The 25,778-nt window shown below is 69.9% G+C and carries 13 protein-coding genes and 1 pseudogene; 6 read left to right on the top strand and 8 right to left on the bottom strand.

Annotated features, from left to right (window positions below):
- The first annotated feature begins 100 nt into the window (after positions 1-100).
- Positions 101-1,246, top strand: a complete 1,146-nt coding sequence (locus AC1RN0_RS01150) for an NAD(P)/FAD-dependent oxidoreductase (protein WP_492785587.1) — start codon at positions 101-103, stop codon at positions 1,244-1,246.
- Complete coding sequence (locus AC1RN0_RS01145) at positions 1,230-2,213, top strand: NADP-dependent oxidoreductase (protein WP_492785586.1); 984 nt, start codon at positions 1,230-1,232, stop codon at positions 2,211-2,213. Before AC1RN0_RS01150 ends, AC1RN0_RS01145 begins: the two co-directional genes overlap by 17 nt.
- 364 nt (positions 2,214-2,577) lie before the next feature.
- Here the strand turns inward: AC1RN0_RS01145 and AC1RN0_RS01140 are convergent, their stop codons facing one another.
- A complete protein-coding gene (locus AC1RN0_RS01140; RefSeq protein ID WP_492785585.1) occupies positions 2,578-4,434 on the bottom strand; it encodes a bifunctional helix-turn-helix transcriptional regulator/alpha/beta hydrolase in 1,857 nt (618 codons plus the stop codon).
- Between the two features lie 244 nt (positions 4,435-4,678).
- Positions 4,679-9,712: an ELWxxDGT repeat protein gene (locus tag AC1RN0_RS01135; protein WP_492785584.1), complete on the bottom strand. Its 5,034-nt coding sequence runs from the start codon at positions 9,710-9,712 to the stop codon at positions 4,679-4,681.
- Positions 9,713-10,282: 570 nt separating this feature from the next.
- Between AC1RN0_RS01135 and AC1RN0_RS01130 the strand changes: the two genes are divergently transcribed.
- Entirely contained in the window at positions 10,283-14,275 is a 3,993-nt protein-coding gene (locus tag AC1RN0_RS01130; protein ID WP_492785583.1) for a beta strand repeat-containing protein, read from the top strand.
- A gap of 327 nt (positions 14,276-14,602) precedes the next feature.
- Here AC1RN0_RS01130 and AC1RN0_RS01125 read toward each other — a convergent pair whose 3' ends face one another.
- Positions 14,603-14,872, bottom strand: coding sequence for a response regulator (locus AC1RN0_RS01125; RefSeq protein WP_492785582.1), 270 nt, complete (start codon positions 14,870-14,872; stop codon positions 14,603-14,605).
- 10 nt (positions 14,873-14,882) lie between these two features.
- Between AC1RN0_RS01125 and AC1RN0_RS01120 the strand changes: the two genes are divergently transcribed.
- Positions 14,883-15,170: a hypothetical protein gene (locus AC1RN0_RS01120; RefSeq protein ID WP_492785581.1), complete on the top strand. Its 288-nt coding sequence runs from the start codon at positions 14,883-14,885 to the stop codon at positions 15,168-15,170.
- Between the two features lie 616 nt (positions 15,171-15,786).
- Positions 15,787-16,341 (top strand): helix-turn-helix transcriptional regulator, encoded by a 555-nt coding sequence (locus AC1RN0_RS01115; protein WP_492786408.1) that lies wholly within the window; start codon positions 15,787-15,789, stop codon positions 16,339-16,341.
- Between the two features lie 155 nt (positions 16,342-16,496).
- On the opposite strand, the pseudogene AC1RN0_RS01110 reads toward AC1RN0_RS01115, so the two are convergent.
- A pseudogene (locus AC1RN0_RS01110) lies at positions 16,497-17,339 on the bottom strand (zinc-binding alcohol dehydrogenase family protein); the annotation flags it as partial.
- A gap of 435 nt (positions 17,340-17,774) precedes the next feature.
- Between AC1RN0_RS01110 and AC1RN0_RS01105 the strand changes: the two are divergent.
- Entirely contained in the window at positions 17,775-18,215 is a 441-nt protein-coding gene (locus tag AC1RN0_RS01105) for a DUF2267 domain-containing protein (protein ID WP_492785580.1), read from the top strand.
- A gap of 12 nt (positions 18,216-18,227) precedes the next feature.
- Here the strand turns inward: AC1RN0_RS01105 and AC1RN0_RS01100 are convergent, their stop codons facing one another.
- From AC1RN0_RS01100 to AC1RN0_RS01085, 4 genes are all read right to left on the bottom strand, one after another.
- Complete coding sequence (locus AC1RN0_RS01100) at positions 18,228-19,406, bottom strand: acyl-CoA dehydrogenase family protein (protein ID WP_492785579.1); 1,179 nt, start codon at positions 19,404-19,406, stop codon at positions 18,228-18,230.
- Between the two features lie 111 nt (positions 19,407-19,517).
- Positions 19,518-21,953, bottom strand: coding sequence for a DUF3857 domain-containing protein (locus AC1RN0_RS01095; RefSeq protein WP_492785578.1), 2,436 nt, complete (start codon positions 21,951-21,953; stop codon positions 19,518-19,520).
- Between the two features lie 114 nt (positions 21,954-22,067).
- Entirely contained in the window at positions 22,068-23,288 is a 1,221-nt protein-coding gene (locus AC1RN0_RS01090) for a BaiN/RdsA family NAD(P)/FAD-dependent oxidoreductase (RefSeq protein WP_492785577.1), read from the bottom strand.
- A gap of 56 nt (positions 23,289-23,344) precedes the next feature.
- Positions 23,345-25,765: a TonB-dependent receptor gene (locus AC1RN0_RS01085; protein WP_492785576.1), complete on the bottom strand. Its 2,421-nt coding sequence runs from the start codon at positions 25,763-25,765 to the stop codon at positions 23,345-23,347.
- Positions 25,766-25,778 lie beyond the last annotated feature (13 nt).

Here is a 25,778-nt window from a genome sequence, read left to right as displayed (position 1 = left end):
GAACCTTGAAGACTGCCTTCAACGGCCTTGAGGTGATGGGTTGCAGCCACCGGGACGCGTTAGGCCTGACGGCACGGCCGGACAGAAGGCGGGAGGCCCCTTGACCATCAGCGTGGATTTCGTCGTCGTGGGCGCCGGCATCGCCGGAGCGTCCGCCGCTTGGGCGCTCGCCGAGCATGGCAGGGTTCTGGTGCTTGAGGCCGAGGAGCGAGCGGGTTTCCACGCCACCGGCCGCTCGGCGGCCTTGTTCCACCTGATCTATGGCGGCCCGGCCGTACAGCCCCTTAGCCGCGCCTCCCTTGAGTTCTTCGCGACGCCGCCGGCGGGCTTCACCGACGTCGAGCTCTTGAAAACCAGGGGTATCCTGATTGTCGCCCCACCGGGTCGGGAATCCGCCCTGGAGGGAAAGATCGCCGAGGCACCGGACGCGTTGCAGTCTATTACGCCCGCCGAGGCCGGAGACCGGTGGCCCGCGCTGCGACCTGGCTATGTGTCGGCGGCGGCCTGGGATGGCTCCTCCGCCGACATCGATGTGGACGCCCTCCATCAGGGTTTCATCCGCGGGCTGATAGAGCGCGGATCGACGCTTCGAACCGACGAGCGGGTTTGTGGGATCGAACGCCTGACGACGGGGTGGCTCGTCAAGGCACCCGGTCTTTCCGTCGCGTGCGGAGTGGTGGTGAACGCAGCCGGGGCCTGGGCCGATCAGGTGGCGACTCTCGCCGGCGTGGCGACGCTTGGCCTTCGCCCCAAACGCAGGACGGCCGCCCTGATCGATGCGCCGGCGGACGCACAGAATTGGCCAATGCTGATCGATGTGGACGAGACCTTCTACGCCAAGCCGTCCGCGGGCCGGATGCTGCTCTCGCCGGCGGAGGAGACCGACGTGGAGGCTCACGACGCCGCGGCCGATGATCAGGCGCTTGCCGAAGGCGTCCATCGGCTGGAGACCGCCACCACCCTGAGCGTTCGACGCAAGCCCGTGGCCTGGGCTGGCCTCCGGACTTTCACCGCCGACCGGCTGCCCGCCGTCGGCGAAGCGCCCGACCATCCTGGCTTCTTCTGGCTCGCCGGCCAGGGGGGATTCGGCGTCCAGACGGCGCCGGCCTTGGCGCGCCTCCTCGCATCGGCAGTTACTGGAACGCCGCTCCCCGCGTCATGGCGAGATATCGGCCTGTCGCCGGATGCGTATCGCCCCGCCCGCCTTCTCCCCACACAGGTTTCCAGCAATGCCCGTCAGCCGTGAAGTCCACCTGATCGAACGCCCCTCCGGCATGCCCCGGCCCGACCAGTTCGCCCTCGTCGAGACCCGGGTGAGCGACGCCGCTGACGGCCAGGTGCTGGTCCGCAATCTCTACATGTCCGTCGATCCTGTGATGAGGTCGCAGCTCAACGGGATGACCCCCCTGAATGAGGCCATGCGAGGGGCCGCCCTCGGTATCGTTGTCCAGTCCCGGTCGACGAACTTCGCCGTCGGCGATCTGGTCTCCCACTATCTTGGCTTCCGCGAGTACTTTCTATCGGACGGTGACGGGTTGACGCCGATCACGGCCCTGCCTGGGCTTCCGCTGACGAGCCACCTTCACGCCCTCGGCATGACCGGCTTCACCGCCTATGGCGGGCTGCTGAGCATCGGCAAGGCCAAGGCCGGCGAACAGGTCTTCGTATCCGCCGCCGCCGGAGCCGTCGGATCCGTCGCCGCCCAGATCGCCAAACTCAAGAACTGTCGTGTTATCGGGTCCGCGGGGTCCGCGGAGAAGGCCGAGTGGCTCAGGTCCGTCGCCGGTCTGGACGCCGTCATCAACTACCGCGACACGCCGATCGGCGAGGCCCTCCCGGCGGCGGCGCCCGATGGCCTTGACGTCTATTTCGACAACGTGGGCGGCGAACACCTCGACGCCGCCCTCGCCTGCATGAACACGCTGGGCCGAATTCCCGTTTGCGGAATGATCTCCGGCTACAACGATCCGACCGTCGCTGTTCGCAGGCTTTCGACCATTGTCTATCGCCGCGTCATGCTGCGGGGCTTCAGCCTTATGGATTTCCTCGACCTGAGAGAGGACTTTGAGCGCGACATGACGAACTGGCTTCGCGAAGGCAGCGTTCGTGTCGAGGAGACGGTCCTCGACGGGATCGAGAACGCGGCCCCCGCGCTCATTGGCCTCTTTCAGGGCAAGAACCTTGGGAAGATGCTGGTCAGACTGAGGGCCTAGGCCTCGCGGATCGTGGCGGTACCGCCAGGCGCCCCCGAAGTGAAAGAAATACTCGCGTCTGCCTGCCTCCGCCCCGCTCAGTCACTCAAGTCTCAACGGGAGGGTTTGGTGGGGTCCAGAGATTGTTTGTCCGACGACCGCGCGTGAGCCCGTCAGCCGATATCAAAGGGCTCGCAGTGATCGCGAGCAACCGCCAAAAGTGGAGAGGGATTCGCCCCTGACTGCCTCCACCGCCACTAACCCGCGCACTCCGCCGGGCCCTGCGCCGGCGCTCCAGGCCGGTAATAGACCCCAGCCTGAAACTCCTCCCCCTCCCGGATCAGCCGGTACTGTTCCCGCATCCCGCCCGGCCGGCGGCGATCGGTCAGCCCGGGCCCCCGGCTTCCGACGGGGCCGCGACGGGGGCCGCGCGCAGGGCTTCGGCGATGAGTTCGGGGTGACTTTGGACCAGGAAGCGGCCGGCGCCCTGCACGATGCGAAGGTCGGCGCCGGGAAGCAGGTCACGCCAGAACGCCGCGACCTCGCCGGGCGTGGCCATCCAGTCGGTCTCGCCGAGGATCACGCGCCAGTGTTCCACGCCCGCGAGCGCGGTCGACGACCAGCGGGTCATGGCGGTCTGCTCGGCGACATAGCCGGCGACCTGGCCAGTCGCCATCGGCCGGAAGCCCCGTTCGTAGTCCGCGAGATGGCGGGGATTCGACATCAGCGCCCGGTCGGACGGACTGTCGGCGACAGCCTGCTGCACGAGCCTTCGCCCAAGACCGCGGCCGAGCCAGTAGCTCAGGGCGCCGGCAAAGCGCTCGATCAGCGCCGGGTGCTGGAAGAAGAAGGCCGCGGCGGCGCCGACCGGTCCGCGGTACAGCCGGTCGTCGGTCGGAGGGTCGGGATTGATCAGGACGGTCCGGCCCAGGCGTTCCGGCAGGAGGCGATGGGCGGCGACGGCGACCTGGGCGCCGCCGCGGCAGAGCAGGTCGAACCGGTCGAGCCGCAGGGCGTCGGCGACCAGCCGCATGTCGGCGACCGCCGCCGAGAACGGATCCTCGCGCCAGCTCGTGGCGTCGCGGGGCGGCTGGGTCAGTCCGAAGCCCGGCCGGTCGATGGAGATCGGCCGGAACCCCCGCGCCTGCAACGCCCATACGATGCCGCCGGGCAGGAACCGGCAGGCGGAACTGGTGTGCAGGACAAACACAGGCTCGCCCGACCGCGGCCCGTAGTCACTATAGGCGACGAGTGTGTCGCAGGGGCGCCGGACCAGGGCCAGGGGTTCGGGATGCTCGGCGTCGGCGATCGAGGTCGTCCCGGTGGCGTCGGTGAGGAGGCCGAGAATCTGCGCCTCGATGACCACCCGTGCGAGGCCCGTCGCCGACTGGACCCCGAGGGTCTCGAAGACGACCTTCATCTCCGCCTTTACGGTCGCATCGGAAACGCCGACCACGGAGGCCGCCTGACTGCGGCCCATCCCCTCGGCGACCCGCAGGGCCAGCGTCGCCTGGCGCAGGGTAAGGCCCCAGCAGTCAAGCAGGATGGCCTTTCCCAGGTCGCCGGATGGCCAGACGCCGAACGAGAGCCGCACCAGGCGTTCGATGAGCGCAGGGAGCTTTCTCACCCCCACCTTGCGCATCGCGCCGATGACCGCCTCCCGCGCGGTGTCGTAGGCGATGCCGAGATCGTCGGCGGTACGGCGAATGTTGCCCGTGAGCAGGACGCTGCGCGCGACACGGGTCTGACCCGGAGTCAGTCCAAAGGCGGCGCAGGCCTGGAGAAACCCCGCGCCGGTGGAGCCCGGGGTGGCTGTCAGCGCGACGAAGGCCGCGCCCGGCAAGCGCGCGGCGGCGGCGATTTCCGGCGGAAGCTTCCAGGCGGTCGCCCTTGCCGGCGTCGTCAGGGCAAGGCCGCTGAGGACCCCCGCCTTCGACGGATGAACCAGCTGAATTGTCGGCCCGTCGGGGTCGAACCCGATGTCGAAGACGCTCGACGCGTCGCCCTCGAGGCCGAGATCCGTGGCGAAGGTGGGCGTCGCCACCAGAATCCGGCCGTCGTGATCAAGCACCGCGCCGCCGAGAGCATCGGCCCTGACCACGGCGTAGGACGTCGAGAGCCCCTTGAGTTCGCCGTCGAAGTCCTGTGCCCCCGCGCGGATGGACGCTGTCAGGGCCTCATGATCGACAACAAAGCGATCGAAGAGGGCCTCCGACGGCGGGCCGGCAGGGTCAGGCGTCATCAAACCAAGCGACTCAATCAAACAGACTCTACGCGCGACAAACGACCCGCCGGGACGCAGGCGCCCCGCGGGATCGGATCACCCACAGTCAGGTTCGTACTTTACGAAAGGGTTGCCGTCGCCGGTGACCGGTCCGGTGCGGCCGGCGGCGATCACGAAAATGGGTAGTAAAGTTCGCGGGCGACACGCGCCGGCCTCCGCTCCCACCCGGTCAACGGCCTCGACGGCCCAGGCCGGGCGCCCGTCAGAGCACCCAGCCGCCGTTGGCGTCGCCGGCGCCGGTGTAGAGGTTGGCCGTCGTCCCGCTGACATTGCCGGTGATGGCGATGGAGAAGTCGGCCCGGCCGTCGCCGTCGACGTCCAGCTGCAGGGTGGTGACGCCGCCGCTGAAGCCCAGCACCGCCTGCCCCGCCAGTTTGGTGAACCTGCCGACGAAGCTGAACGCCTGGTCGCCGTCGAGGTTGATGTTGGCGTCGATGGCGCTGAGATCGATGCGGTCATTCGCCGCGAACGACAGGTCCACGATCGTGTCCTTCTCGACCAGGCCCGCGCCCGCGGCGGCCAGGTGGATGTCGAGGTCGGTGAAGGCGAACGTATCGGCGCCGGCGCCGCCGGTCAGGCGGTCGTAGCCCGCGCCGCCGATCAGCATGTCGTCGCCGTCGCCGCCGTCCAGCACGTCGTTGCCGGCGTCGCCGTACAGCGTATCCGCCCCGTCCATGCCGCTGATCGTGTCTATGTCGCCGCCGCCGTGCAGGACGTTGGCGCCGCTGTTGCCGATCAGAGTGTTCTTAAGGGCGTTGCCGGTCCCGTTGAGGTCGCCCGAGCCGGTCAGGGTCAGGTTCTCGACGTTGGCGGTGAGGCTGTAGCTGATCGACGCTGAGACGGCGTCGGTTCCCTCCCCGGCCGCTTCGATGACCGTGTCGCCAGCGTCGTCGACCACGAAGGCGTCGTTGCCGAGCCCGCCGGTCATGCTGTCGGCGCCGGTCCCGCCGTCGAGCGCATCGTTGCCGATGCCGCCGACGAGGGTGTCGACGCCCGCGCCGCCGTTCAGCGTGTCGTTCTGACCGCCGCCGTCGAGGCTGTCATTGCCGTTCCCACCGTTCAGCACATCGTCCCCGCCGTCGCCGGTCAGGGTGTCATTGCCGTCCATCCCGCTCAGGGTGTTGGCGAAGCTGTTGCCGAGGATGACGTTGTCCAGGCTGTTGCCCGCGCCATCGATCGCCCGGCCGGGCGCCGCCAGCGTCAGGTTCTCGAACGCCGTCCCGAGCGTCCAGGTCAGGCGGCTGTGCACCAGATCCACGCCGTCGCCGCCGGTCTCGTCGGCCGTGTCGCCGGCGTCGTCGATGACATAGGTGTCGTCGCCGGCGCCGCCCTGCATCGTGTCGGCCCCGGCGCCCCCGCGCAGGTAGTCATTGCCCGCACCCCCGATCAGGAGGTCGTCGCCCGCGCCGCCGTCGAGCAGATCATCGCCGCCGCCGCCGTCGAGCGTGTCATCGCCGTCCAGGCCGCCGAGCGTATCGGGATCCGCGGTTCCGGCCAGCACGTCGGGCCCGGCCGACGGACCGTCCGGCCCGTCGTTCACCTTGACCGTCAGGGAAACGGCGGCGCTGTCGGCCACCTGGAGCGAGAGGATGCGCGTGAGGCGCGGCGTCAGGCTGACGTCGCTGTAGACCAGATTCTGAATCAGGGCGTCGACGGCCGCCGCGGTGGCCGAGCCGTTGAGCGTAATCGTCAGAGAGGCGCCGACGCCGCCGGTCAGGGCGCCGATGACGACGCCGCCATAGGTCACGTCGCTCCCCGCGACGCCGATCTGCCCCGCGCCCGTCCCCTCGTTGCGCACCGTGACCCGGTCTTCGGCGAGCAGACCGGTCACACGGACCTTCTCGCCGCTGAAGCTGTGGCCGGCGATCGCGGTAAAGGTGACGTCCGGGTCCAGCAGCTGGCCGGCGTTCCCCTCGGCCTGGGTCCAGCTGGACGACGCCCGGACACCCGTGAGGCTGGTCGTCGCGAACGCCGTGATCTGCCCGGGACTGGAGCCGAAGCCCCCCTGGGCGTCGGTCAGGCGGACGGTGCCCGCCGTCGTGCCGTCCGTGATCCAGAGCTCCGTTCCGTTGACGCCGTCGTCGGCGGTGAACATCACCTTCGTGCCGACAATCTGCAGGAAGCTGATCGAGGAACTCGCTGTCCCGGCGTTGATATCCTTGATCAAGACCGTGCCGCCCGCCGTTCCGTCGGTGACCCACAGCTCCATGCCGGCCGCCGCGGTGGTGGCCGAGAAGAGGAACTTCGAACCGAGCGTGAACCCGCTGGCCGGGCCGCTGCTTGCACTGCCCCCGTTGATGTCCTTCAGGAGGGTCGTGCCGGCCGTCGTCCCGTCGGTGATCCACAGTTCCGTGCCGTTGGTCCCGTCACTGGCGCTGATCAGCGCCTTGGTTCCGAGCACGCCCAGCACATAGGCGCCCGAGTCGCCGGCGGGATTGATGTCCTTGAGCAGGCTGGTGCCGGCGGCGGTGCCGTTGGAAACATAGAGCTCGATGCCGGATGGGCCGGCCGCCCGGAAGATCACCTTCCCGTTGACCGACCGGTAGTCGTAATCGTAGGGCCCCAGCGACGACGACGACCCGGTGACGATGTCCTTCAGCAGGACCGTGCCAGCGACCGTGCCGTCCGACACCCAGGGCTCGTAGCCGGCCGCCGCCGTGTAGCCGACGAAGTAGAATTTGTTGCCGATGGTCGGGCCATAGTTGTACTCGCCGCTGGCGAAGGCGTCGGGAAGCTGCACCGTCCCGGCGGTCGTTCCGTTCGTGCCCCACAGATGGCGGTTGCCGCTGGCGTCAAAGGCGTAGAACAGCAGTCGCCCGTTCCCGAGCTGGGCCCACAGTGTCGGCGAGGACCCGGCGGTCCCGGCCGCGATCTCCTTGAGCTGGAAGGTGCCGACGGCGGTGCCGTCCGACACCCAGACTTCCTCGCCACTCGCCGTCGATGTCGCCGTGAAGAAGGCCTTCCCGCCCTCGACGATCAGGTTGCTGATCGACGGCGAGCCCGCGCCGGAGACGATATCCTTCAGCTGGAAGGTGCCGGCGGCGGTCCCGTCGCTGACCCACAGCTCGGCGCCGCCGGACGCCGATGTGCCGACGAACACGATCTTGGACGCCGACAGGGCCACGCTCGCGCCGGTGGACGTAAGGCTGGCCGACAGGCTGGTCGTGCCGGCGACCGTCCCGTCGGTGGCCAGGAGCCCCGCCGAGGTCGCCAGAACCTGCTTGCCGCCGATCAGATAGCTGCCATTGGCGTAGGATCCGCCGGCCCCGGCGACGGCGTCGACCAGCATGACGGTTCCGGCGCCGGTCCCGTCGCTGACCCACAGCTCGGAGCCGTTGACGCCGTCGTCTGCATAGAACAGCACCTTAGATCCGAAGGCCGTCAAACCGGTGACGGACGAGCTGCGCGTTCCCGCGGCGATGTCCTTGACCAGCTGGGTGCCGGCGACCGTGCCGTCGGTGACCCACAGCTCGGTTCCCTCGGCCAGCGTGCTGGCGGTGAAGAATTGCCGGGAGCCCGCCACCGGGCCGATCGAAATGCTGCTTCCCGTGGCGCCCGCAATGCCGTCGGTCAGTCGACGGGTGCCCGCCAGGGTCCCGTCTGTGCTCCACAGCTCCTCGCCGTAGACCGGATCGGACGCCTCGAACACGAACCCCGACCCCAGGGCGGAAAAGACCGAATTCAGGCCGCTCATGCTGGCCAGGGCCGGGGACGTCGCCCGGACGTCGCTGACCAGCCGGGTGCCGGCGACCGTGCCGTCCGTCGCCCACAGCTCGGCTCCGTACGTCGGATTGCTGGCCTGGAAGAACAGCGTATCGCCGACGAGTTTGAAGCCCGAAGGATTGCTGCTCGCAAAGCCCGGGTTGATGTCGGCGAGCAGCACCGTTCCGGCGACCGTGCCGTCGGTCGACCAGAGTTCCAGCCCGGAGGTCGCGCTGGTGGCGGTGAACACCATGCGGTCGCCGACGACCGTGCGGTTGTTGATGGAGCCGCTGCCGGCTCCCGCATAGATGTCGGCGAGCATCATCGTGCCCGCGGATGTGCCGTCGGTCACCCACAGCTCAGCGCCCGCGCTGGTCGTCGTGGCGGTAAAGACGAGCCGGTCGCCAAGCCGGGTGAAGCTGGACGGCGACCCGTGGCTGGCCCCGGCGTTGATGTCGAGCAGCAGCTGGGTTCCCGCCACGGTCCCGTCCGAAACCCACAGCTCGAAGCCGACGCCCGTGCCGAGGGCGTTGAACACGACCTTGTCGCCCAGCACGGTGAAGCTGCTCGGCGAAGAGCTGGCCGACAGCGAGGCCAGGTCGCCCAGACGGAAGGTGCCCGCCGCCGTGCCGTCGGATATCCAGGGCTCGGCGCCCGTGGTTCCGTCCTGGGCCTGGAAGATCACCTTGTCGCCGAAGGCCGTCAGGCCGGTGATCGACGATGCGCCCACGCCGGGCCGGATGTCGGCCACCCGCTGGACTCCGGTCCCCGCGCCGTCGGCGACCCAAAGTTCCGTGCCGGCCGTCGCGTCGGTGGCGAGGAAGAACAGCTTGTCCCCCACGACCGTGAGCGACGTGGGCGATGACCCCGTCGACCCCGTGCGGATATCGAACTCCCGGGTGCCGGCGGCCGTGCCGTCGGTGACCCAGAGTTCACTGCCGTTCGGACCCGAGCCGACGAAGAACAGCCTGTCGTTCAGATAGGCCAGGGCGCCCGCCGACTCCGGGCCATTGGTGGTCAGGCGGTCAACCGAGGTTCCGTTGGCCGCCCAGAGCTCCAGGCCCTCGGCCTGACCGCGGTCGCCGATGAACAGGACCCGCCCGCCGACCGTGGTCGATCCGATGACGGAGACAAAGAAGTTCGACGCCCCGACGTTGGCGTCCGCCACCTGCCGCGTACCGGCGGTCGTGCCGTCGGTGAACCACCATTCCTGTCCGGTCGCCGCGTCGGTGGCGAGGAAGATCGCGCCACCCTGGACGGCGAAGAAGCTTGAGGGTGTCGAGCCGGTCGCGCCGCCGTAGATGTCCTTGACCATCCTGGTGCCGGCGGATGTCCCGTCCGTCGCCCAGAGTTCAAATCCGGTCGTGGCGTTGAAGGCGCGGAAATAGAGCGTGTCGCCGGCCTGCCCCAGGATGGCGATGTTCGAACCGTTGATTCCGGGATTGATGTCGGCCAGACGCAGGGTTCCCCCGGCCGTGCCGTCGGTGACCCACATCTCCTGGCCGCCGGTGGCGTCGGTGGCGAGGAACACCATCCGCCCGTTGATCAGCGTAAGGCTTCCGGGGCTGCTGGAGGATGTGCCCGAATTGATATCCCCGAGCAGAACCGTTCCCGCCTCCGAACCGTCGGAAACAAAAAGCTCAAGCCCGCTCACACCGTTGTCGGCCCGGAACAAAACGCGCGGCATCACTCAACTCCAGCACTGCGACAACAGCGGGACGTCGGGCAGCCCTGCGGCGATCCTCGCTCCGCTGACCCAAAACGGGTGCAGTCCGATAGTCGATCGTCCGGCTACCGCGGCTCAATGCCCATTTGCGGGGTAAGCGCATCGCGCCAAAGGCGTCGCGGGCGCCTCACCGACGCCGGACTGGAAGGCCGTGGAAAGGGCCGTCCGGCAGGATTGACTCGCCCCATGGCCGAGGACATAAGATTTGCAATCGATAACACAGTTCTGTGTGGTCGGGGGGACGCACGAATTGACTGCAAAAAGGGCAGAGTCATGGTGCGTCTCGTATCGTCAGCGGGTCTCGGAAACGCGAATCCGGACCTGAACCCAGCAACATCAGCCAGGCGACGGCTCCTGCAATCGCAGGCGAGCCGGCTCGTGTTGCTGTCGGCGATCGGGCTCGTCGCCACCTCGGCCGGGAGCCTGCTCGGCCCGGACCAGGCCCTGGCGGCCTGCGCCGTCGGCGCCACCACGGTGACCTGCGACACGACCGTCACCACCGACACGACTTTCCCCGGCAACGCGCCGCTTGACCGCAACTATGTCGGGCTGCTGCCGGTGCCGGTGGTCCTCAACGTCGACGCCGGCGCGACCGTGAGCGGTTACGGCCTCGCGGTTTCCAACACCGGAAACGGCGGCGTCACCATCACCAACAGCGGCTCGATCAGCGTCGACGCGGGCAACACGCCGACCGCGGGCGGCACCGCCGCGCTGTCGGTCGCGGCAGCCGGCGGCCCGATCATCTATACGGGCGGCGGCATCATCAACAACGGGAACGGCGATGCGTTCGACGTGACCCAGACGGCCGGCGCCGGTTCGGTCAGCATCACCCTGTCCGGCGGCGTGGTGGCGGCGTCGGGCCGCGGCGTCGTGGTCCGCGACGTGGCGACCAGCACCGGCGTTTCGGTGACCACCGGCAATGTCACCGCCCTGACCGCCGGGCAGAACGCCATCGACGTCCAGAGCCAGTCCCTGACCGGTAATGTGACCGAGGTCGCCAACGGCGCGATCCAGGCGGGCAACGCCGGCATGGTGGGCGCCATCCTCAACGGCGCGGCCACCGGCAACGTCAACGTCACCGCCAACGGCGCCATCACCGCGCGGTTCGGGGTCGACGCCGAGAACTTCGGCACGGGCTCGACCACGGTGACCACCGTCGGACCGGTCAACGCCACCAGCGGCAACGGCGTGTTCGCCCTGGCGACCGGCGGCGCGGTCACGGTCAACGCCGGCAACGTCACCTCCACCGGCAACACCGCCATCATCGCCCAGCAGACCAGCGCCGCCGGCGCCGGCGCGGTCAGCGTCACCGCCGGAACCGTCTCGGGCACCACCGGCATCGTGGCCAACAACGTCGGGACCGGCGGTCTCAGCGTCACCACCCACGGCGTGGTCACCGGCACGGCCGCCGAGGGCATCCTGGCCACCGGCAACGCCGGCGCCACGATCGTCGTCGACAACACCGTCACCGGCGCGACCCGCGGCCTCAGCCTGGTCGCCGGAACCGGCGGATCGGGCAACATCTCGGTGACCGGGACCGGCGGGTTCGCCGGCGGCACCGGCGACGCGGCCAACATCCTCAACAACGGCTCGGGCACGACCACGGTCAACGTCTCCGGCGCCAGCAGCTCGACCGGCGGCAACGGCTTCATCGTCCGCGACGTCGCGGCCGGGACCGGCGTCAGCGTCACCACCGGCGCGGTCACCGCCCTGACCGCCGGCAAGAACGGCGTCGACGTCCAGAGCCAGTCCCTGACCGGCAACGTGACCGAGGTGGCCAACGGCGCCATCCAGGCCGGCAACGCCGGCATGGTGGCGGCCATCCTCAACGCCGGCGCCTCCGGCAACGTCACCGTCACCGCCAACGGCCCGGTCGACGCCCGGTTCGGGATCGACGCCGAGAACTTCGGCACGGGCTCGACCACGGTGACCACCGTCGGACCGGTCAACGCCACCAGCGGCAACGGCGTGTTCGCCCTGGCGACCGGCGGCGCGGTCACGGTCAACGCCGGCAATGTCACCTCCACCGGCAACACCGCCATCATCGCCCAGCAGACCAGCGCCGCCGGAACCGGCGCGGTCAGCGTCACCGCCGGAACCGTCTCGGGCACCACCGGCATCGTGGCCGCCAATACGGGGACGGGTACGACGTCCGTGGTCGCCACGGGCGCGGTGACCGGGACCTCGGCCGACGGCATCGTGGCGACCGGAAACGGCGCGATCACCGTGACCAACGGCGCCGCCGTGACGGGGGCGACCAACGGCATCCGGACCGCGACCACCGGGGCCGGCGTCACCACCCTCAACGTCAACGGCGATGTCACCGGCAACGGCGCGGGCGATGCGGCGATCAATGCGGCCACGACCGGCGCGGGGACGATCACCGTCGCCATCGGCAACAACCGCACGATCACCGACACCGTCGGCAGCGCGGTCCGCACGACCAGCAATGGCGGCGCGGTCAACATCACCACCGGGACCGGCACGACCCTCGTCGGGGCCGGCGCGGGCGTGAACGGCTGGGTCGTCGACCTGAACAACGCCGCGGGCGGCACGACCACCTTCACGGTCGGCGCCAACTCGGTGGTCCGCTCGACCGACACGGCGACCACCGGCTACGACGACCTCGCGATCCGCGGCGTCGGCGGCAGCGCGGTGATCAACAACGGCGGTCGCATCCAGGGCCGGGTCAACTTCTCGGGCCTGACCGGCAACGTGCTGTTCAACAACACCTCGACCTTCAGCTGGCACACCACCGGGGCCTCGACCTTCAGCCCCGGCGCCGACACGCTGAACAACACCGGCACGATCTTCACCAACGCCGGCGGCGTCGCCACCTCCTGGGACTTCCTGGGCGGCAGCGACACCTTCGCCAACAGCGGGACCCTGGTGGTGGGAGAGCCCACCCTGGCCGCCTCGACGCTGACGATTACCAACCTCGAAGCCTGGAACAACTCCGGCACGATCGTGTTCGGCAGCTCCGGCGTCACGGCGTCGGATGGCCAGACCAACGACGCGATCTTCGCCGGCGGCGCCACCTTCACAGGGTCGGGCTCCAGCCGGCTGGTGATGGACGCCAACCTCGGCGCCGTGACCCAGACGAGCTGCGCGGTGCTGGCCGCGGCCGACTGTTTCAGCCTGGTCAACGGCACGACGGCCGGCAGCACGACGATCCGCATCAACGACACCGGCGCCGCCGGCGGGGCGTACAACCCGACCGGCATCGTGCTGGTCGACGTCAGCGGCACGGGCGCGACGGCCGACAGCCACTTCTCGCTGCTGGCCGGACAGCCCCTGTGGCGCGCGGACCCGGCCTCGTCCGACGGCGTGCTGGACAAGGGCCTGTTCTTCTACGACCTGACCACCAACCTGAACAAACAACACGTCCTGGTCGGCCTGCCCGACGGCGATGCGTTCGAGTTCACGGTGGCGGGCACGGCGGCGCAGAACGCCTGGTACCAGTCGACCGGCAGCTGGTACGACCGCCAGGCCGACCTGCGCGACCAGCTGGGCGACGTCGACGCCAGCGGCGCGGGCGTGTGGGTGAAGATCGCGGGCGGGGCCACCAACCGCGACCTGATCAACAGCTACGACCTGTTCGGCAAGACCTACAGCTTCGACACCAGCTACGCGCAGGACACCATCTCGCTCACGGGCGGCGTGGACTTCATCAGCGCCAACACCGGTGATCGTCAGTGGGTCGTCGGCGGCATGATCGGCTACGTCGACACCAACGTGAACTTCGACGCCTCGAACACCATGATCTCGATGGACGGCCTCACGGTCGGCCTCTACGGGACCTACGTGGCGAAGAACTTCTTCGTCGACGGCATCATCGCCGGGAACTTCCTGGACGTTCTGCACCAGGCCCCGTCGCTGGCCGCCGCGCCGAACAACCGCTTCACCAGCGAGGCCAACTCGGTCGGTGGTCAGATCGAAGGCGGCTACACCGTCGCCCTCGGCGAGAACGCCTTCTTCGAGCCGCTGGCCAGCCTGTCCTACGTCAAGACCACGTTCGACGACATCACCGTCCCGGGCGCGGTCATCGCCTATGACGACCAGACGAGCCTCCGCGGCAGCCTCGGGGCCCGCCTCGGCGCCAACCATGACTTCGACACCTTCACCTCCAAGTTCACGATCACGGCCCGCATCTGGGACGAGTTCGAGGGTGACAACGGTCTGGTCATCGACAGCGCCGGTCCGGACCTTCCGCTGACCGACGACTTCAGCGGCAGCTTCGGCGAAGTGTCGGGCAGCGTGAACGTGTTCAGCAACGAGGCGGCCTTCTCCGCCTTCGTGAACGCGGGCGTGAAGTTCAAGGACGACTACCAGTCGACGGACGCCTCGCTCGGCTTCCGCTGGCGCTGGTAGCCGCGGCCAACACCAACGGGGGGGCCGGTCGCGAGACCGGCCCTCTTCGTTTCCACCTTCCGTTTTCATGACGTCCCGCCGTCATCCCGCCCGCGCCCGGCGCGGCCGGCCAAGTCCGCGAGACTGCCGATCGCCGTTCAAGGTCTCGCGCCTGCCCCACGGCGGATGAGGCCGCGGCGAGGCCTGGCCGTCAGGCCCAGGGCCCGGGGGTGCGGAGCGGGGCGCCGCGATCTCCAAATTCTCCGCCGCCGTCAGCGACGGGAGCGGGCTAAAGTCCCGCGAGGTCACACAGGGCGGACGTGCCGCGGCCGCTCGCGCCGTCCCCCGTTAGAGGGGCGGCCTGTCGCCTGCCAGGGCGCGGGCCTCCTCTCCGGCCGGGTCCGGGTCCTCGATCGCGTGGGCGACGGCGCCGATCAGGGCCTCGGCGCTGAGGGGCTTGGTCAGGAAATCATCGGCCCCGGCGTCCATCGACCGGGTGCGGTGTTCGGGCATGGCGTTCGCCGTCAGCATGCAGATGGGGGTCCGCCGCAGACCGCGGCGGCGTTCGTCCTCGCGGATCAGCTCGACGACCCGGCGGTTCGTCGGGGTGCGCGACATGACATGCCATGTGGCGGCTCCGGACGACGTCCTGCTGGCGGAGATCGCGCCGATCAGCCGGGCGGCGATGAACGTCGCGGAGGTCGCGGACGCGGCGGATCTCGAATTGGTCGGCGCCGTCGCCATGGGAATCGTCGCCATGGCCGACAGCTGGACCGCCGCCGGACTGTGGCATGCCGACGCACTCCGGGTGCACCTGGCGTCGCTGAACCTTGTCATGGAGGCGGGCAACCACCAGGGGCGCCAGATCGTACAACAGCTGCAAGCCCTGCGACGGTCGATCGGCGTTTCCGAATAACCAACGCGCCGATGACTCGATTTCTACTGCACTGGCTCGGAGCGGGTAGGCGAGTAAGCAGAACTGGATACTTTTATGATACAGATGAACCAGAAGAATGCCTGCGCACCCGGCCGCATGATGCGCGGGGCCCTACGACTTGAATGCGGCGACTCCGCTATCGTCGCGAGCTGATCGACAAGTCAACTTGATTGAACAGTGATCTGTGTAGAAGCTTTGAAATTCACCGAACCGAAAAAACCTATGTATAACTTAACGAAAATGGCGCTTTTTCTAAAATTTGCCCCAAAATTGGGCCGATAATACATTATATCGTCGAAGATGTTACCCGTCCGGAACAGCCGTATCGTTACTGCTACCCATTTTGGGTTTAATATATAGACCTTTTGATTGTCACACACACCCGAATTTTTTCCGAACAATTATGGCGACATTGTCCCTAAATCGAGCATGGGCATTGTCTTCGCCCGCCGCCTGCGGCAAGACTGGATTCACAGCAGCGCGATCCGCGAACCAGATAGAGTGAGGCAAGATGGTCAGGACCGTACTTATTGTTTCAGACCGGCCCATCTGTACTGAAGTATTGACCGAAATAACAACGCGTCGCTTCAGCTCCGTGAATGTTCGCGTCGAGGTGGCCCTGGCGGACGCCGTGGGCCTGATCGAAATGCTGAACCCCGACCTCGCCATCGTCGTCCTCAACGGCGCCGGGCCGGGCGAGGCGGCGGCCCTGCCGGCATTCGTCGACCGCATGGCGCCCTGCCCCGTCGTGGTGCTCGATGACCGGTTTGACCGGGCCAAGTTCGAGGCCGTTCAGGCGGGCGGCGCCAAGGCCTACGTCCCCCTGACGTCCAGCCGGGATCTGATCGACGCGGCCATCGGCCTCGTCGCGGCGGGCGGGGTGCATTTCCATATGCCGGTCGGCCAGCCCCGGGCCGGCAAGCTCGAGGCGTCGCTTTCGGCCCGCCAGATCGCCGTGCTTCGCTGCGTCGCGGCCGGCAAGACCAACCGCGAGATCAGCGAGGAGCTCGGCATCACCGTCGCCACGGTGAAGCTCCACGTCCACGCGATCCTGGCGGCCATCGGCGCGCGCAACCGCACCGAGGCGGCGATCCTGGCCCATGAACAGGGACTGTCCGAGACGCGCGCCGACCTGCTTACGCCGGCCTGACGCCGCGGTCGTCGCCGACCAGCAGCACGGCCGCGCCCGTGAAGGCGCCGTCGCGCAGATCCGACAGCGCGCGGTTGGCGTCCCGCAGGGCGTAGGTCGTGACCCGCGGCCGGACCCCGGGCCCGCGCGGCCAGCGGCAGATAGTCCCGGGCGTCGTCCCGCGTGAGGTTGGCGACCGAGACCAGTCGCCGCTCGCCCCACAGGTCCGCGTAGGGAAACGACGGAATGTCGCTCATGTGGATGCCGCCGCAGACGACCACGCCGCCCTTGCACACGGCCCGCAGCGCGAGCGGAACGAGCGCCCCCTGCGGCGCGAACAGGATGGCCGCGTCGAGCGGCTCCGGCGGCGGCCCGTCCGAATCCCCGGCCCAGGCGCAGCCCAGCGATCGGGCCAGCCCCTGGGCTTCATGGTCCCCGGGTCGCGTGAAGGCGTAGACGGTCTGCCCCTCATGGATCGCCAGCTGGGCCAGCAGATGCGCGGCCGCGCCGAAGCCGTACAGGCCGAGGCGACGAACGGGCCGCCCCTCGCAGGCCTTGCGCCAGGCGCGGAAGCCGATCAGGCCCGCGCACAGCAACGGAGCAGCCTCCGCATCGCCGAGCGCGGCCGGCAGGGGGAAGCAGAAGGCCGCCTCCGCCACGACCTTTTCGGCGTAGCCTCCGTCGCGGGTCCAGCCGGTGAACCGGGCGTCGTCGCAGAGATTTTCCGCGCCCTCATGGCAATAGGCGCAGTGTCCGCAGACACCGCCGAGCCACGGGACCCCGACCCGGTCGCCGGGTCGGAACGCGGTCACGTCCGGCGCCGCCTGTTCGACCACCCCGACGATCTCGTGACCCGGAACCACCCCCGGCCGGATCGCGGGCAGCTCTCCGTCGACAATGTGCAGGTCGGTGCGGCAGACGCCGCAGGCCAGCACCCGCAGCAGCACCTCGCCCGGTCCTGGCGTCGGATCAGGCCGCGTCACCGGCTCCAGTCGACCGCCGTGTTCGGCGAGGGCCATGGCGAACATCGTCTGCCTCCTTCAGCGGCGCCGGAACCCCGCCGCCTGCGTGGCGGACGCGTCGCGCCGCCGGTCCCTGCGGTATCACCCGCCGACGCGAGGTTCGAGACCCTCGTGCTCACAGAGCGCGAACGGGGCCGCGCGGGACGCCATCCGGAGACAGACCGCCAGGTCCCGGAAAGGCGGATCCCGTCGAAATGGAACGCGACGATCCCGGGTCCGAAGCATGGCGAAGACCGGCCGGGCCGCCCCCTGCGACGCCCTGTCGCGGCGGGGATTGACCCCGGTCAACGCGGACCTTTTCCGGTGCGATAGTCAGGTCAGGCTTTCCGCGGCCGTCAGGCCGTCGAAAGCCGGTCCGGCGCCGGGCCACCCTGTCTTCCATCACCCCGGACCGGCGCGCCCGCGCGGTCCCCGGAGAAGGAGCCCTGTCCCATGACCACCGGCCTCCCCGTGTTCGACACGACCGTCCAGCAGTCCAACCGCTGGCTGGCGCGCGTCCAGGCCATGCTGCCCGACACCTCGCGTCAGGACGCCTACGCGGCCTTGCGGGCCGTGCTGCACACCCTGCGCGATCGCCTGCCGATGGACGCCGTGCTGGGCCTGTCCGCGCAGATGCCCATGCTGCTGCGCGGCGTCTTTCTCGAAGGCTGGCAGCCCGCCGCCGGCCCCGCGGACGCGGCGGCGGCGGGGACCTTCCAGGAGGCCGTGGCGAGACAGTTGCCGCGGGACTTCGGTCGCACGCCGGACGCCGTCGTCGCGGCGGTCTTCGCCGTTCTGGCCGACCGTCTCGATCCCGGCGAGACCGACCGGCTCATCCGGCTGTCGCCAGGGTCCGTGCGGGACTTCTGGCCCGCCGACTACCGCGTCGCCTGACGCCCCGGGGATCTAGCGCGCGGCCTGTTCCCGCTTGATGCGCTTGGCGATCGACCAGCGATGGACCTCGGACGGGCCGTCGTAGATGCGGAAGGCGCGGATATCGCGGAAGATCTGGTGCACCGGGGTGTCGTCGCTGACGCCGATGCCGCCCAGCACCTGGACGCAGCGGTCGGCGATGCGGAACAGGGCTTCGGACACCGCCACCTTGGCGATGCTCGACTCCGGACCGCCCGCGCCATGGCCGGCGTTGTCCAGCACCCAGGCGCACCAGTCGATCATCAGCTCCGACTGCTTCAGGTCGATCTCGTTGTCGGCCAGCATGAAGCCGACGCCCTCGTGGTCGATCAGCGGCTTGCCGAAGGCGTGACGCCGGCAGGCGTACTCGGTGGCGATGTCGTGGGCCCGCTTCGCCGCCCCCCACCAGCGCATGCAGTGGGTCAGGCGGGCGGGCGCCAGCCGCACCTGCGCGTACTTGAAGCCCTGCCCGACCTCGCCCAGAACGGCGTCAGACGACACCCGCAGGTCGTTCAGCTGGATGATGGCGTGTCCGCCCGGCATGGTCCGGTCGATGGTGTCGAGCACCCGCTCGGTGACGATGGCGGGATCGGGCATGTCGGCCAGGAACAGGGTCGCGCCCTCCTCCGTCCTGGCCATGATGATGCCGACAGACGCGCCGTCCGCGCCGGTGATGAAGGCCTTGCGGCCGTTGATGACCCAGTGGTTGCCGTCCTGGCGGGCGGTGGTCTTCATCATCGAGGGGTCGGAGCCGGCGCCGCCGTCCGGCTCGGTCATGAAGAAGGCCGAGCGGGTCCGGCCCTCGGCCAGCGGCCGCAGGAAGTGCTCCTGCTGCGCCGGGCTGGCGACCTTTTCCAGCAGGGCCATGTTGCCCTCATCGGGGGCCATGATGTTGAGGGCGATCGGCCCGAGCATCGAATAGCCGGCCGCGCGGAACACGGTGGCGATCTCGCGATGGTTCAGGCCGTGGCCGCCGAACGCCTCGCCAACATGCGGCGACAGCAGCCCGGCCGCCCGGGCGTGCGCCTTCAGCTCGTAGCAGAGCTCGTCCGAGGGGCCATGACTGCCGATGCGCGGATCGTTTTCGTAGGGAATGACGACCTCACGGATGAAGGTCTCGGTGCGGGCGGCCAGCGCCGTCTCGCGCGCGCCACGCGTCAGATCCACGGTCATTCCCGAACTCTCCCCGCCCTCGTCTGGCGCTGCGGGCGGCCCACGCCGCCCCGACGCGCGTGGGCTTAGCCGGATTGCCGCCGGCCGTCAGCCACGAACACGGCGCCTTCCCTAGGGGGCGACGCCGAATTTCGCGATGTACTCGGCGACCTCGGGGTTCAGGGCGATCGCCGTGGCGATGTCGTCATCGCCATCCTCGGTCCGGCCCAGCCGCCGCTTGGCGACGCCGCGCATGAACAGGGATGGCGACAGCTCCGGCGACTTCTCGAGCGCGGCGTCATAGTCGGCGATCGCGCGGTCAAACTGGCCCATGCGGAAATAGACCAGGGCGCGGCTGTCGAGATAGCTGGCCGTGTCCGGCCGCAGGGACAGGGCCTTTTCACAGTCCGCCAGCGCCCTGGGCAGGTCGCGGTTGGCCCGGCCCAGAAGCCAGCAGCGTACATTCCAGGCCTCCGGCTTGTCCTTGTCGCGTTCGAGGCCGGCGTCGAGGGTGGCGATGGCCTTGTCCACCCGTCCCAGTTCGAAGAGGGCGTCGGCGCGGTTGACGTACTCGAAGAAGGTCGTGCCCGTGCGGGCCGCCTCGATTTCCAGCTCCGCGGGCGTGCGCTTGTAGCCGCGCGGGGCCTCCATATAGACGTCGCCGCTGAGCGCGATCAGCCCGGCCTCGGCGGCCTGTTTGTCGGCGAACGGGATCTCCGGAACCAGCGCGCGCTTGCTCGCCATGCCGGTGAAAACGCCGTCCTTCAGGGTCATGGTGCGCCTGAGTTCGTAGCCGGACACCGTCTGGCTGACGTCGCCGCCGGTGAAGCGGAAGCCGGCCCCGCCGCGGGGAAGCCGGACAATGATCTGCTGCAGATCGAACTTCGGGGACTCCGTGGCGAAGGGGGCTTCGGCGTCCGGTCCCGGCTCGCGTTTCATGTCCGGCCGCCAGCCGACGGTCAGTTCGGACATCTGCCAGCGCCGCGGCCGGGCGCCGCGCTCGGCGGACCAGTCGAGCGACGCGGCGCCCTCCATGGTCAGCCGGACATCGCCGGTGGCTTCGTCGCGGCTCCAGCCCACCTTCACCGGCGTCACGTTCCAGGGCATCTCCCCCCAGAGGCTCTTGAGCGCCTCGTCCCGCTTGTCGTCGGACATGCTCTTGAGGCCGTAGGCCATCACCAGGCTGAGATCGCCCCGCATGATGATCTCGGCGGTGACCGGCGCCGGCGCGTCAAGGCCGGCCGTCGCGTCGATCTCGACCCGCGCTTCCACCAGCGGTCGTTCCGGCGGCGGGACGAGGATGGGCTCCAGCGTCGCATCGGCCCGTACGGGCAGCGCCCAGCGGTAGGGCGGCGGCACGAGGCTGTCGATGTTGCGGTCACCCTGCCGGGTGCCGTCCAGCCAATAGGTCTTGCCGTCGATGCGCGCCCGCACGATGGCGTGGTCGAACACCTCGACCAGCGGCAGCTGTGCGTCCAGCCCGTCGCCGATGACCGTGCTGACGAACACCACATCGGCCTCGATGCCGAGCTCGCGCAGCAGGGCCGCCAGCAGCACGCTCTTGCCCTTGCAGTCGCCGAACCGCCGGGTCCAGGTCGAGTCCGCCGAGGCCGGCGTGAAGCCGCCGAGATTCATGCCCAGGTACAGGTAGCGCACCTGGTCCTCGACCAGCCGCAGCGCGGCGGTGGCCCGAACCCGCGGGTCGCTCGACGCCGCGGCGATCTTCGCGACCTCGGCGCGCAGCGGCGAGTCCGGCGCCAGCTGCGAGGCCCTCTCGTACATCGGGGCCATGACCGCGGCGATGTCGCCCCAGCTGCTGAATTCGGTGGCCGACAGCCGGCCGGGGCTGTTGAAGCGCGGCGGCGCGCCGGCGGGCGGGGCGTCCGGCGTTTTGACATCCGTCAGATCGACAAGAAGCTCGGTTTCCCGGGCCGTTCGCGTCACCTTCGGCGCGCCGAACTGGCCGGTCCCGACCCATCGCACGGGGCGATCGTTCGACCAGACCTGACGCAGGTAAAGGTGGCCGATCCGGCCCCGGTTCAGGCTGACCATAGCTTCGCCGCGGCCCTGCATGACCGGATCCTTGTGACGCAGGGTGTAGGCGACCTCGATATAGTCCCCGACCTGGACGCCTTCGACCTGGAGCGTGGCCGTCAGACGGCCGTCGAGCATCGCCGCCTCCAGCCGCGATTCCCGGCGCAGGATGGTGAAGACATCCCCCCTCGCGAGCACGTCGATCACCGTGTCTCCGCGACGCAGCAGCACCTGGTGGACGGTCAGATCATCGGTCGCGGGATCCCAGCTCAGCGCGAGATTGGCCAGGGCCAGGGCCTGCGGCGTGCGCAGTTCGACGACGGTATGGAGGAAGGTCTCGATCCCCGCCTCGCCGATGCGGACCTGGTAGTCCTGCAACGCCAGCCGCGCCGGCTCGCTGGCCTCGACCGGGGCCGTCACGGCGAACGACTGTGGTTTGATCCATGCCGCCGGCTTGCCATAGCCCGGCGACTCGCCCGCCGCCGCCGGCGCGGCCCACATCAGGGCCAGCCCGACCAGAACCCATTTGAACATTACGCACTCCCCCGATGCGGCACGATATCGTCGCCGACCGGGCTTGCAACCCATGATCCCTCATGGGGTGAAAATACAATGTCCGGGAGGGTGTGTGGCGGTCGGCGGCCGGTTTCACCCGGCGGCCGGGCCCTCGAGCCAGGCGGCGACGCCGGCCGCCGCGGCGGCGCCGGACGCGATCGAGGCCTGCAGCAGATAGCCGCCCGTCGGGGCCTCCCAGTCGAGCATCTCGCCCGCCACGAACACGCCCGGCAGGGCCTTCAGCATCAGGCCGTCGTCGACCTGGTCCAGCGCCACGCCGCCGGCCGAGGAAATGGCCCGCTCGAGCCCCTGCACGCCCGTGAGGGTCAGCCGCACGGCCTTGATCCGCCGGGCCAGCTTGTCGGCGCCCATGGGCATGTCGCCGGGGATTTCGCGCAGCAGGCCGACGGCGACCGGCGACAGGCCGGCCGCCTTGCGCAGCCAGTTGGTCACGCTGTCCTTGCCGCGCGGTCGGGCCAGCCGGGCCGCGAGGGCGTCGATCGACAGATCGGGCCGCAGGTCGACGACCAGGGTCGCGGCGCCGTCGCGGGCGATGGCGTCCCGCAGGCCGGCCGAGAGGGTGTAGACCGCGCCGCCCTCAAGGCCGTAGCGGGTGACCATGGCCTCGCCGCGCACGGTCGTCTCGCCGTGGGTCAGGGCGATGGCCTTGAGCGGCTGGCCCGCGAACCGTTCGGCGAAGACCTCCGACCAGGCGACGTTGAAGCCGACATTCGACGGCCGGAACGGCGTCACCGTCACGCCCCGCGCCGTCAGCCACGGAACCCAGGCCGCGTCCGAGCCGAGTCGGGGCCAGCTTGCGCCGCCGAGGGCCAGCACCACGGAGTCGGGCGTCTCGGTGCGCGGGCCGTCGACGGTGTCGAACCGCAGGGCGGCGCCTTCGCCGAAGCCGGTCCAGCGCGAGCGGGTGCGCAGGGTCACGCCGGCGGCAGCCAGTCGGGCCAGCCAGGCCCTCAGCAGCGGCGAGGCCTTCATCGCCTTGGGAAACACCCGGCCGGAGGAACCGACGAACGTCCGCTGCCCCAGGCCCTCGGCCCAGCCAATCAGGTCGGTGGGCGTCAGCCGCTCCAGCCACGGCGCGACGGCGCCGCGGGCCGCGCCGTAGCGGCCGAGGAAGGCGTCGATCGCCTCGGTGTGGGTCAGGTTCAGCCCGCCGCGGCCGGCCATCAGCAGCTTGCGCGACGGCGAGGGCATGGCCTCGTGCACCACCACGGCGTGGCCGGCGGCGGCGAGGCGCTCGGCGGCCATCAGGCCGGCGGGTCCGGCTCCCACGACATGGACGGTTTTATGGGTCATCGGCCTCTACTAGCCCCCCGCCGCCCCCACGGGAACGGCTGTCAGGGCCGGCGGAGTCAGAAGGCGACCTTCAGCGTCAGTTCGGCCGTCGCCGGGCGCTGCGGCGTGACCTGGGGCGAGGTCCTCAGGGTGAAGGGATTGCCGTAGGCGAAGGTGTCGCCGCGGCTGTTCGCCGGATTGGTCACGGCCAGGGTCAGCACCCAGCGGTCGGTGACCAGACTGCCGGCGAGGCGGGCGTCGATATAGTCGCCCATGGTCGGCGAGGTCGCGGCGTCGAAGGTCAGGGTCGACTTGCCGATGTAGGCCAGCCGGCCGTCCAGCGCGATCAGCCGGTCGCCTGACAGCGGCCAGGCATAGTGGGCCGACAATCCGCCGGACACGTCCGGCACGGCGGCCAGGGCCAGGTCGCCGCCCGCGGTGAACCCGGCGTTGGCCCGGTCCAGTTCGGGCGCGTTGAGCAGGGCGTTGCCGGTCAGGACCAGCGCGCCGGACCGGTAGACGCCCTCGACCTCGATCCCGCGGTTCACCCCGTCGCCGATGTTGGCCGTGAACGGCAGGCCGTTGGGCAGCAGCTGGTCGCTCTGGATATTGGACCAGTGGGCCTCGAAGGCCGCGAGGCGCAGCTGCAGCCGGCCGTCCAGCCCCTGCCAGCGGCCGCCGGCCTCCAGGCTCCACAGCTCGTCGCCGCCGTAGCGACGCCAGGGCTGCGCCCCGCCGGTCGCCGTGAACGTCTGTCCGGGAACGCCGGTGGTGTTGATGCCGCCCGCCCGATAGCCCTCCGCCGCCTCGACATAGACCATGGTGGTCGACGAGCGGCGCCAGGCCAGCAGCAGCTTCGGCGCGAAGCCGTTCTGGCGGTCCGACCCGTCGTAGGCCGACGCGGTTCCCGCCAGCGGCGCGGTGATCCGGCTGGACACCGAGCCGGTGACGCTGAACAGCCGACCGCCCAGGGTCAGGTCGAGCCGCTCGGCCAGCGGCAGCGTCAGCTCGCCGAACAGGGCCGTCTCGTCGAGCCGGTCATGGCGGTCCTCGCTGAAGCCGACAACGGCGGCCGGGCCCGGACGGGACAGCTCCAGGGCGATGTCCTGCCGCGAGCGGGCGTAGAAGGCCCCGACCAGCCAGCGGATCCTCGCCGCGTCCGGGGAGGTCAGGGTCGCTTCGGTGACCAGGCTGCTGATATCGTTCTCGTCGTCGAACGCGACCGGCCCGGCCGGCATGGCGACGGGCGGCGCCGCGGTCGCGTCGTAACGGCTCGCCACCTGGTGTTCGACAAAGGCGGTCGACCAGCGCAGCCGCGCCCAGCCGAGATCTCCGGCCAGGCCGAGGTTGGCCTCGGCGAAGTCATTGTCGTGCGGCTCGCGCAGGCTGTTGTCGCGGGTGTAGGGCGCGGCGTCGGCGAAGGCGTACTGGGTGTCGGATGCGTCGATGGCCTGGGCGATCAGGCCGGTCGACAGCGTCCAGCGGTCGCCGAGCGACAACGACGCGGCCAGCCGTCCGCCGAAGCGGATGGTCCGGTTGACGTTGCTCAGCCCCAGGCCCGCATCGTCAATGTAGCCGCCGGTCTGCTCGCGCCAGCCGACCGCGCGCACCGCGCCGCGTCCGCCGAGCACCGGCAGGTTGACCATGCCCTCGACCGTCGCGGACGGATCGCCGCCGCGCGTCGCCGCGACGCCCCCCGAGACCCAGCCGCTGAAGCCGGACGGATCGGGTTTCGCGGTGACGAGGTGCAGTACGCCGCCGAGCGAACCGGCCCCGTAGAGCGCGCCCTGCGGCCCGCGCAGCACCACCGCCTGGTCCATGTCGGTCAGCCGCAGGTCGGGATCGGGCGCGTTGTAGGTGACCCGCACATCGTCGACATAGATGCCGACCATCGACTGGGTGCGTCCGGTCAACGGTCCGTCGGACAGGCCCCGCAGCAGGATCTTGTTGCGGCCGGCGCCGAGGTTGGTGACCGTCATCGACGGCGAGAGACGGGCGATGTCGCCGGCGTCATTGACGCCCTGGCTGGTCAGGGTCGCGGCTCCGAGCGCCGTCACCGGATAGGCCAGCTGGTCGATGGCGGTCGGCCGACGGGTGGCGACGACCACCACGGCCTCCAGGTCGGTCGAGGTCGGGGCCGTCGCGGGGGGCGGCGGACGCGGCGGGGCGGCGGGCGGCCTGGGCAGCGGCGACACCTCGACCGCGCGGCCGTCGACGAAGCGGAAGCCGCAGCCCGTGCCGGCCAGGATCCGTGTCAGTCCCGCCCGCACGGTATAGCGCCCGACCAGGGCCCGGCCGGTCGGGGCGCAGGCCGCGAGGTTGCGGGTGCTGATCGAGATGTCGGCCTGGACGGCGAAGTCGACGAGCTCGGCGCCCAGCCCCCGGGCGGGAACGTTGAACGCCACCGTCGCCGGCGCGGCCACGGCGGCGCCCGCGCTGGTCGCGGCCAGGGCCAGGCCGGTCAGGAGCGCCCTGTACGGGCGTGGGGCGTTGGACAAGGACGGCGTCTCG

This window comes from Caulobacter sp. GW821-FHT12F03 (assembly GCF_058806855.1).
This window is presented reverse-complemented; position numbering and strand designations above follow the sequence as displayed.

Bases quoted from the DNA above. Each gene is read 5' to 3' on its own strand.
- AC1RN0_RS01090 (WP_492785577.1), bottom strand. From the start codon at position 23,288: ATGACCCATAAAACCGTCCATGTCGTGGGAGCCGGACCCGCCGGCCTG.
- AC1RN0_RS01145 (WP_492785586.1), top strand. From the start codon at position 1,230: ATGCCCGTCAGCCGTGAAGTCCACCTGATCGAACGCCCCTCCGGCATG.
- AC1RN0_RS01100 (WP_492785579.1), bottom strand. From the start codon at position 19,406: ATGACCGTGGATCTGACGCGTGGCGCGCGCGAGACGGCGCTGGCCGCC.
- AC1RN0_RS01135 (WP_492785584.1), bottom strand. From the start codon at position 9,712: ATGGTGTTCCTCGCCACCGACGCCACCGGCGGCCAGGAGATGTGGGTC.
- AC1RN0_RS01125 (WP_492785582.1), bottom strand. From the start codon at position 14,872: ATGTCGCGCACCCCGACGAACCGCCGGGTCGTCGAGCTGATCCGCGAG.
- AC1RN0_RS01140 (WP_492785585.1), bottom strand. From the start codon at position 4,434: ATGACGCCTGACCCTGCCGGCCCGCCGTCGGAGGCCCTCTTCGATCGC.
- AC1RN0_RS01095 (WP_492785578.1), bottom strand. From the start codon at position 21,953: ATGTTCAAATGGGTTCTGGTCGGGCTGGCCCTGATGTGGGCCGCGCCG.
- AC1RN0_RS01105 (WP_492785580.1), top strand. From the start codon at position 17,775: ATGACCACCGGCCTCCCCGTGTTCGACACGACCGTCCAGCAGTCCAAC.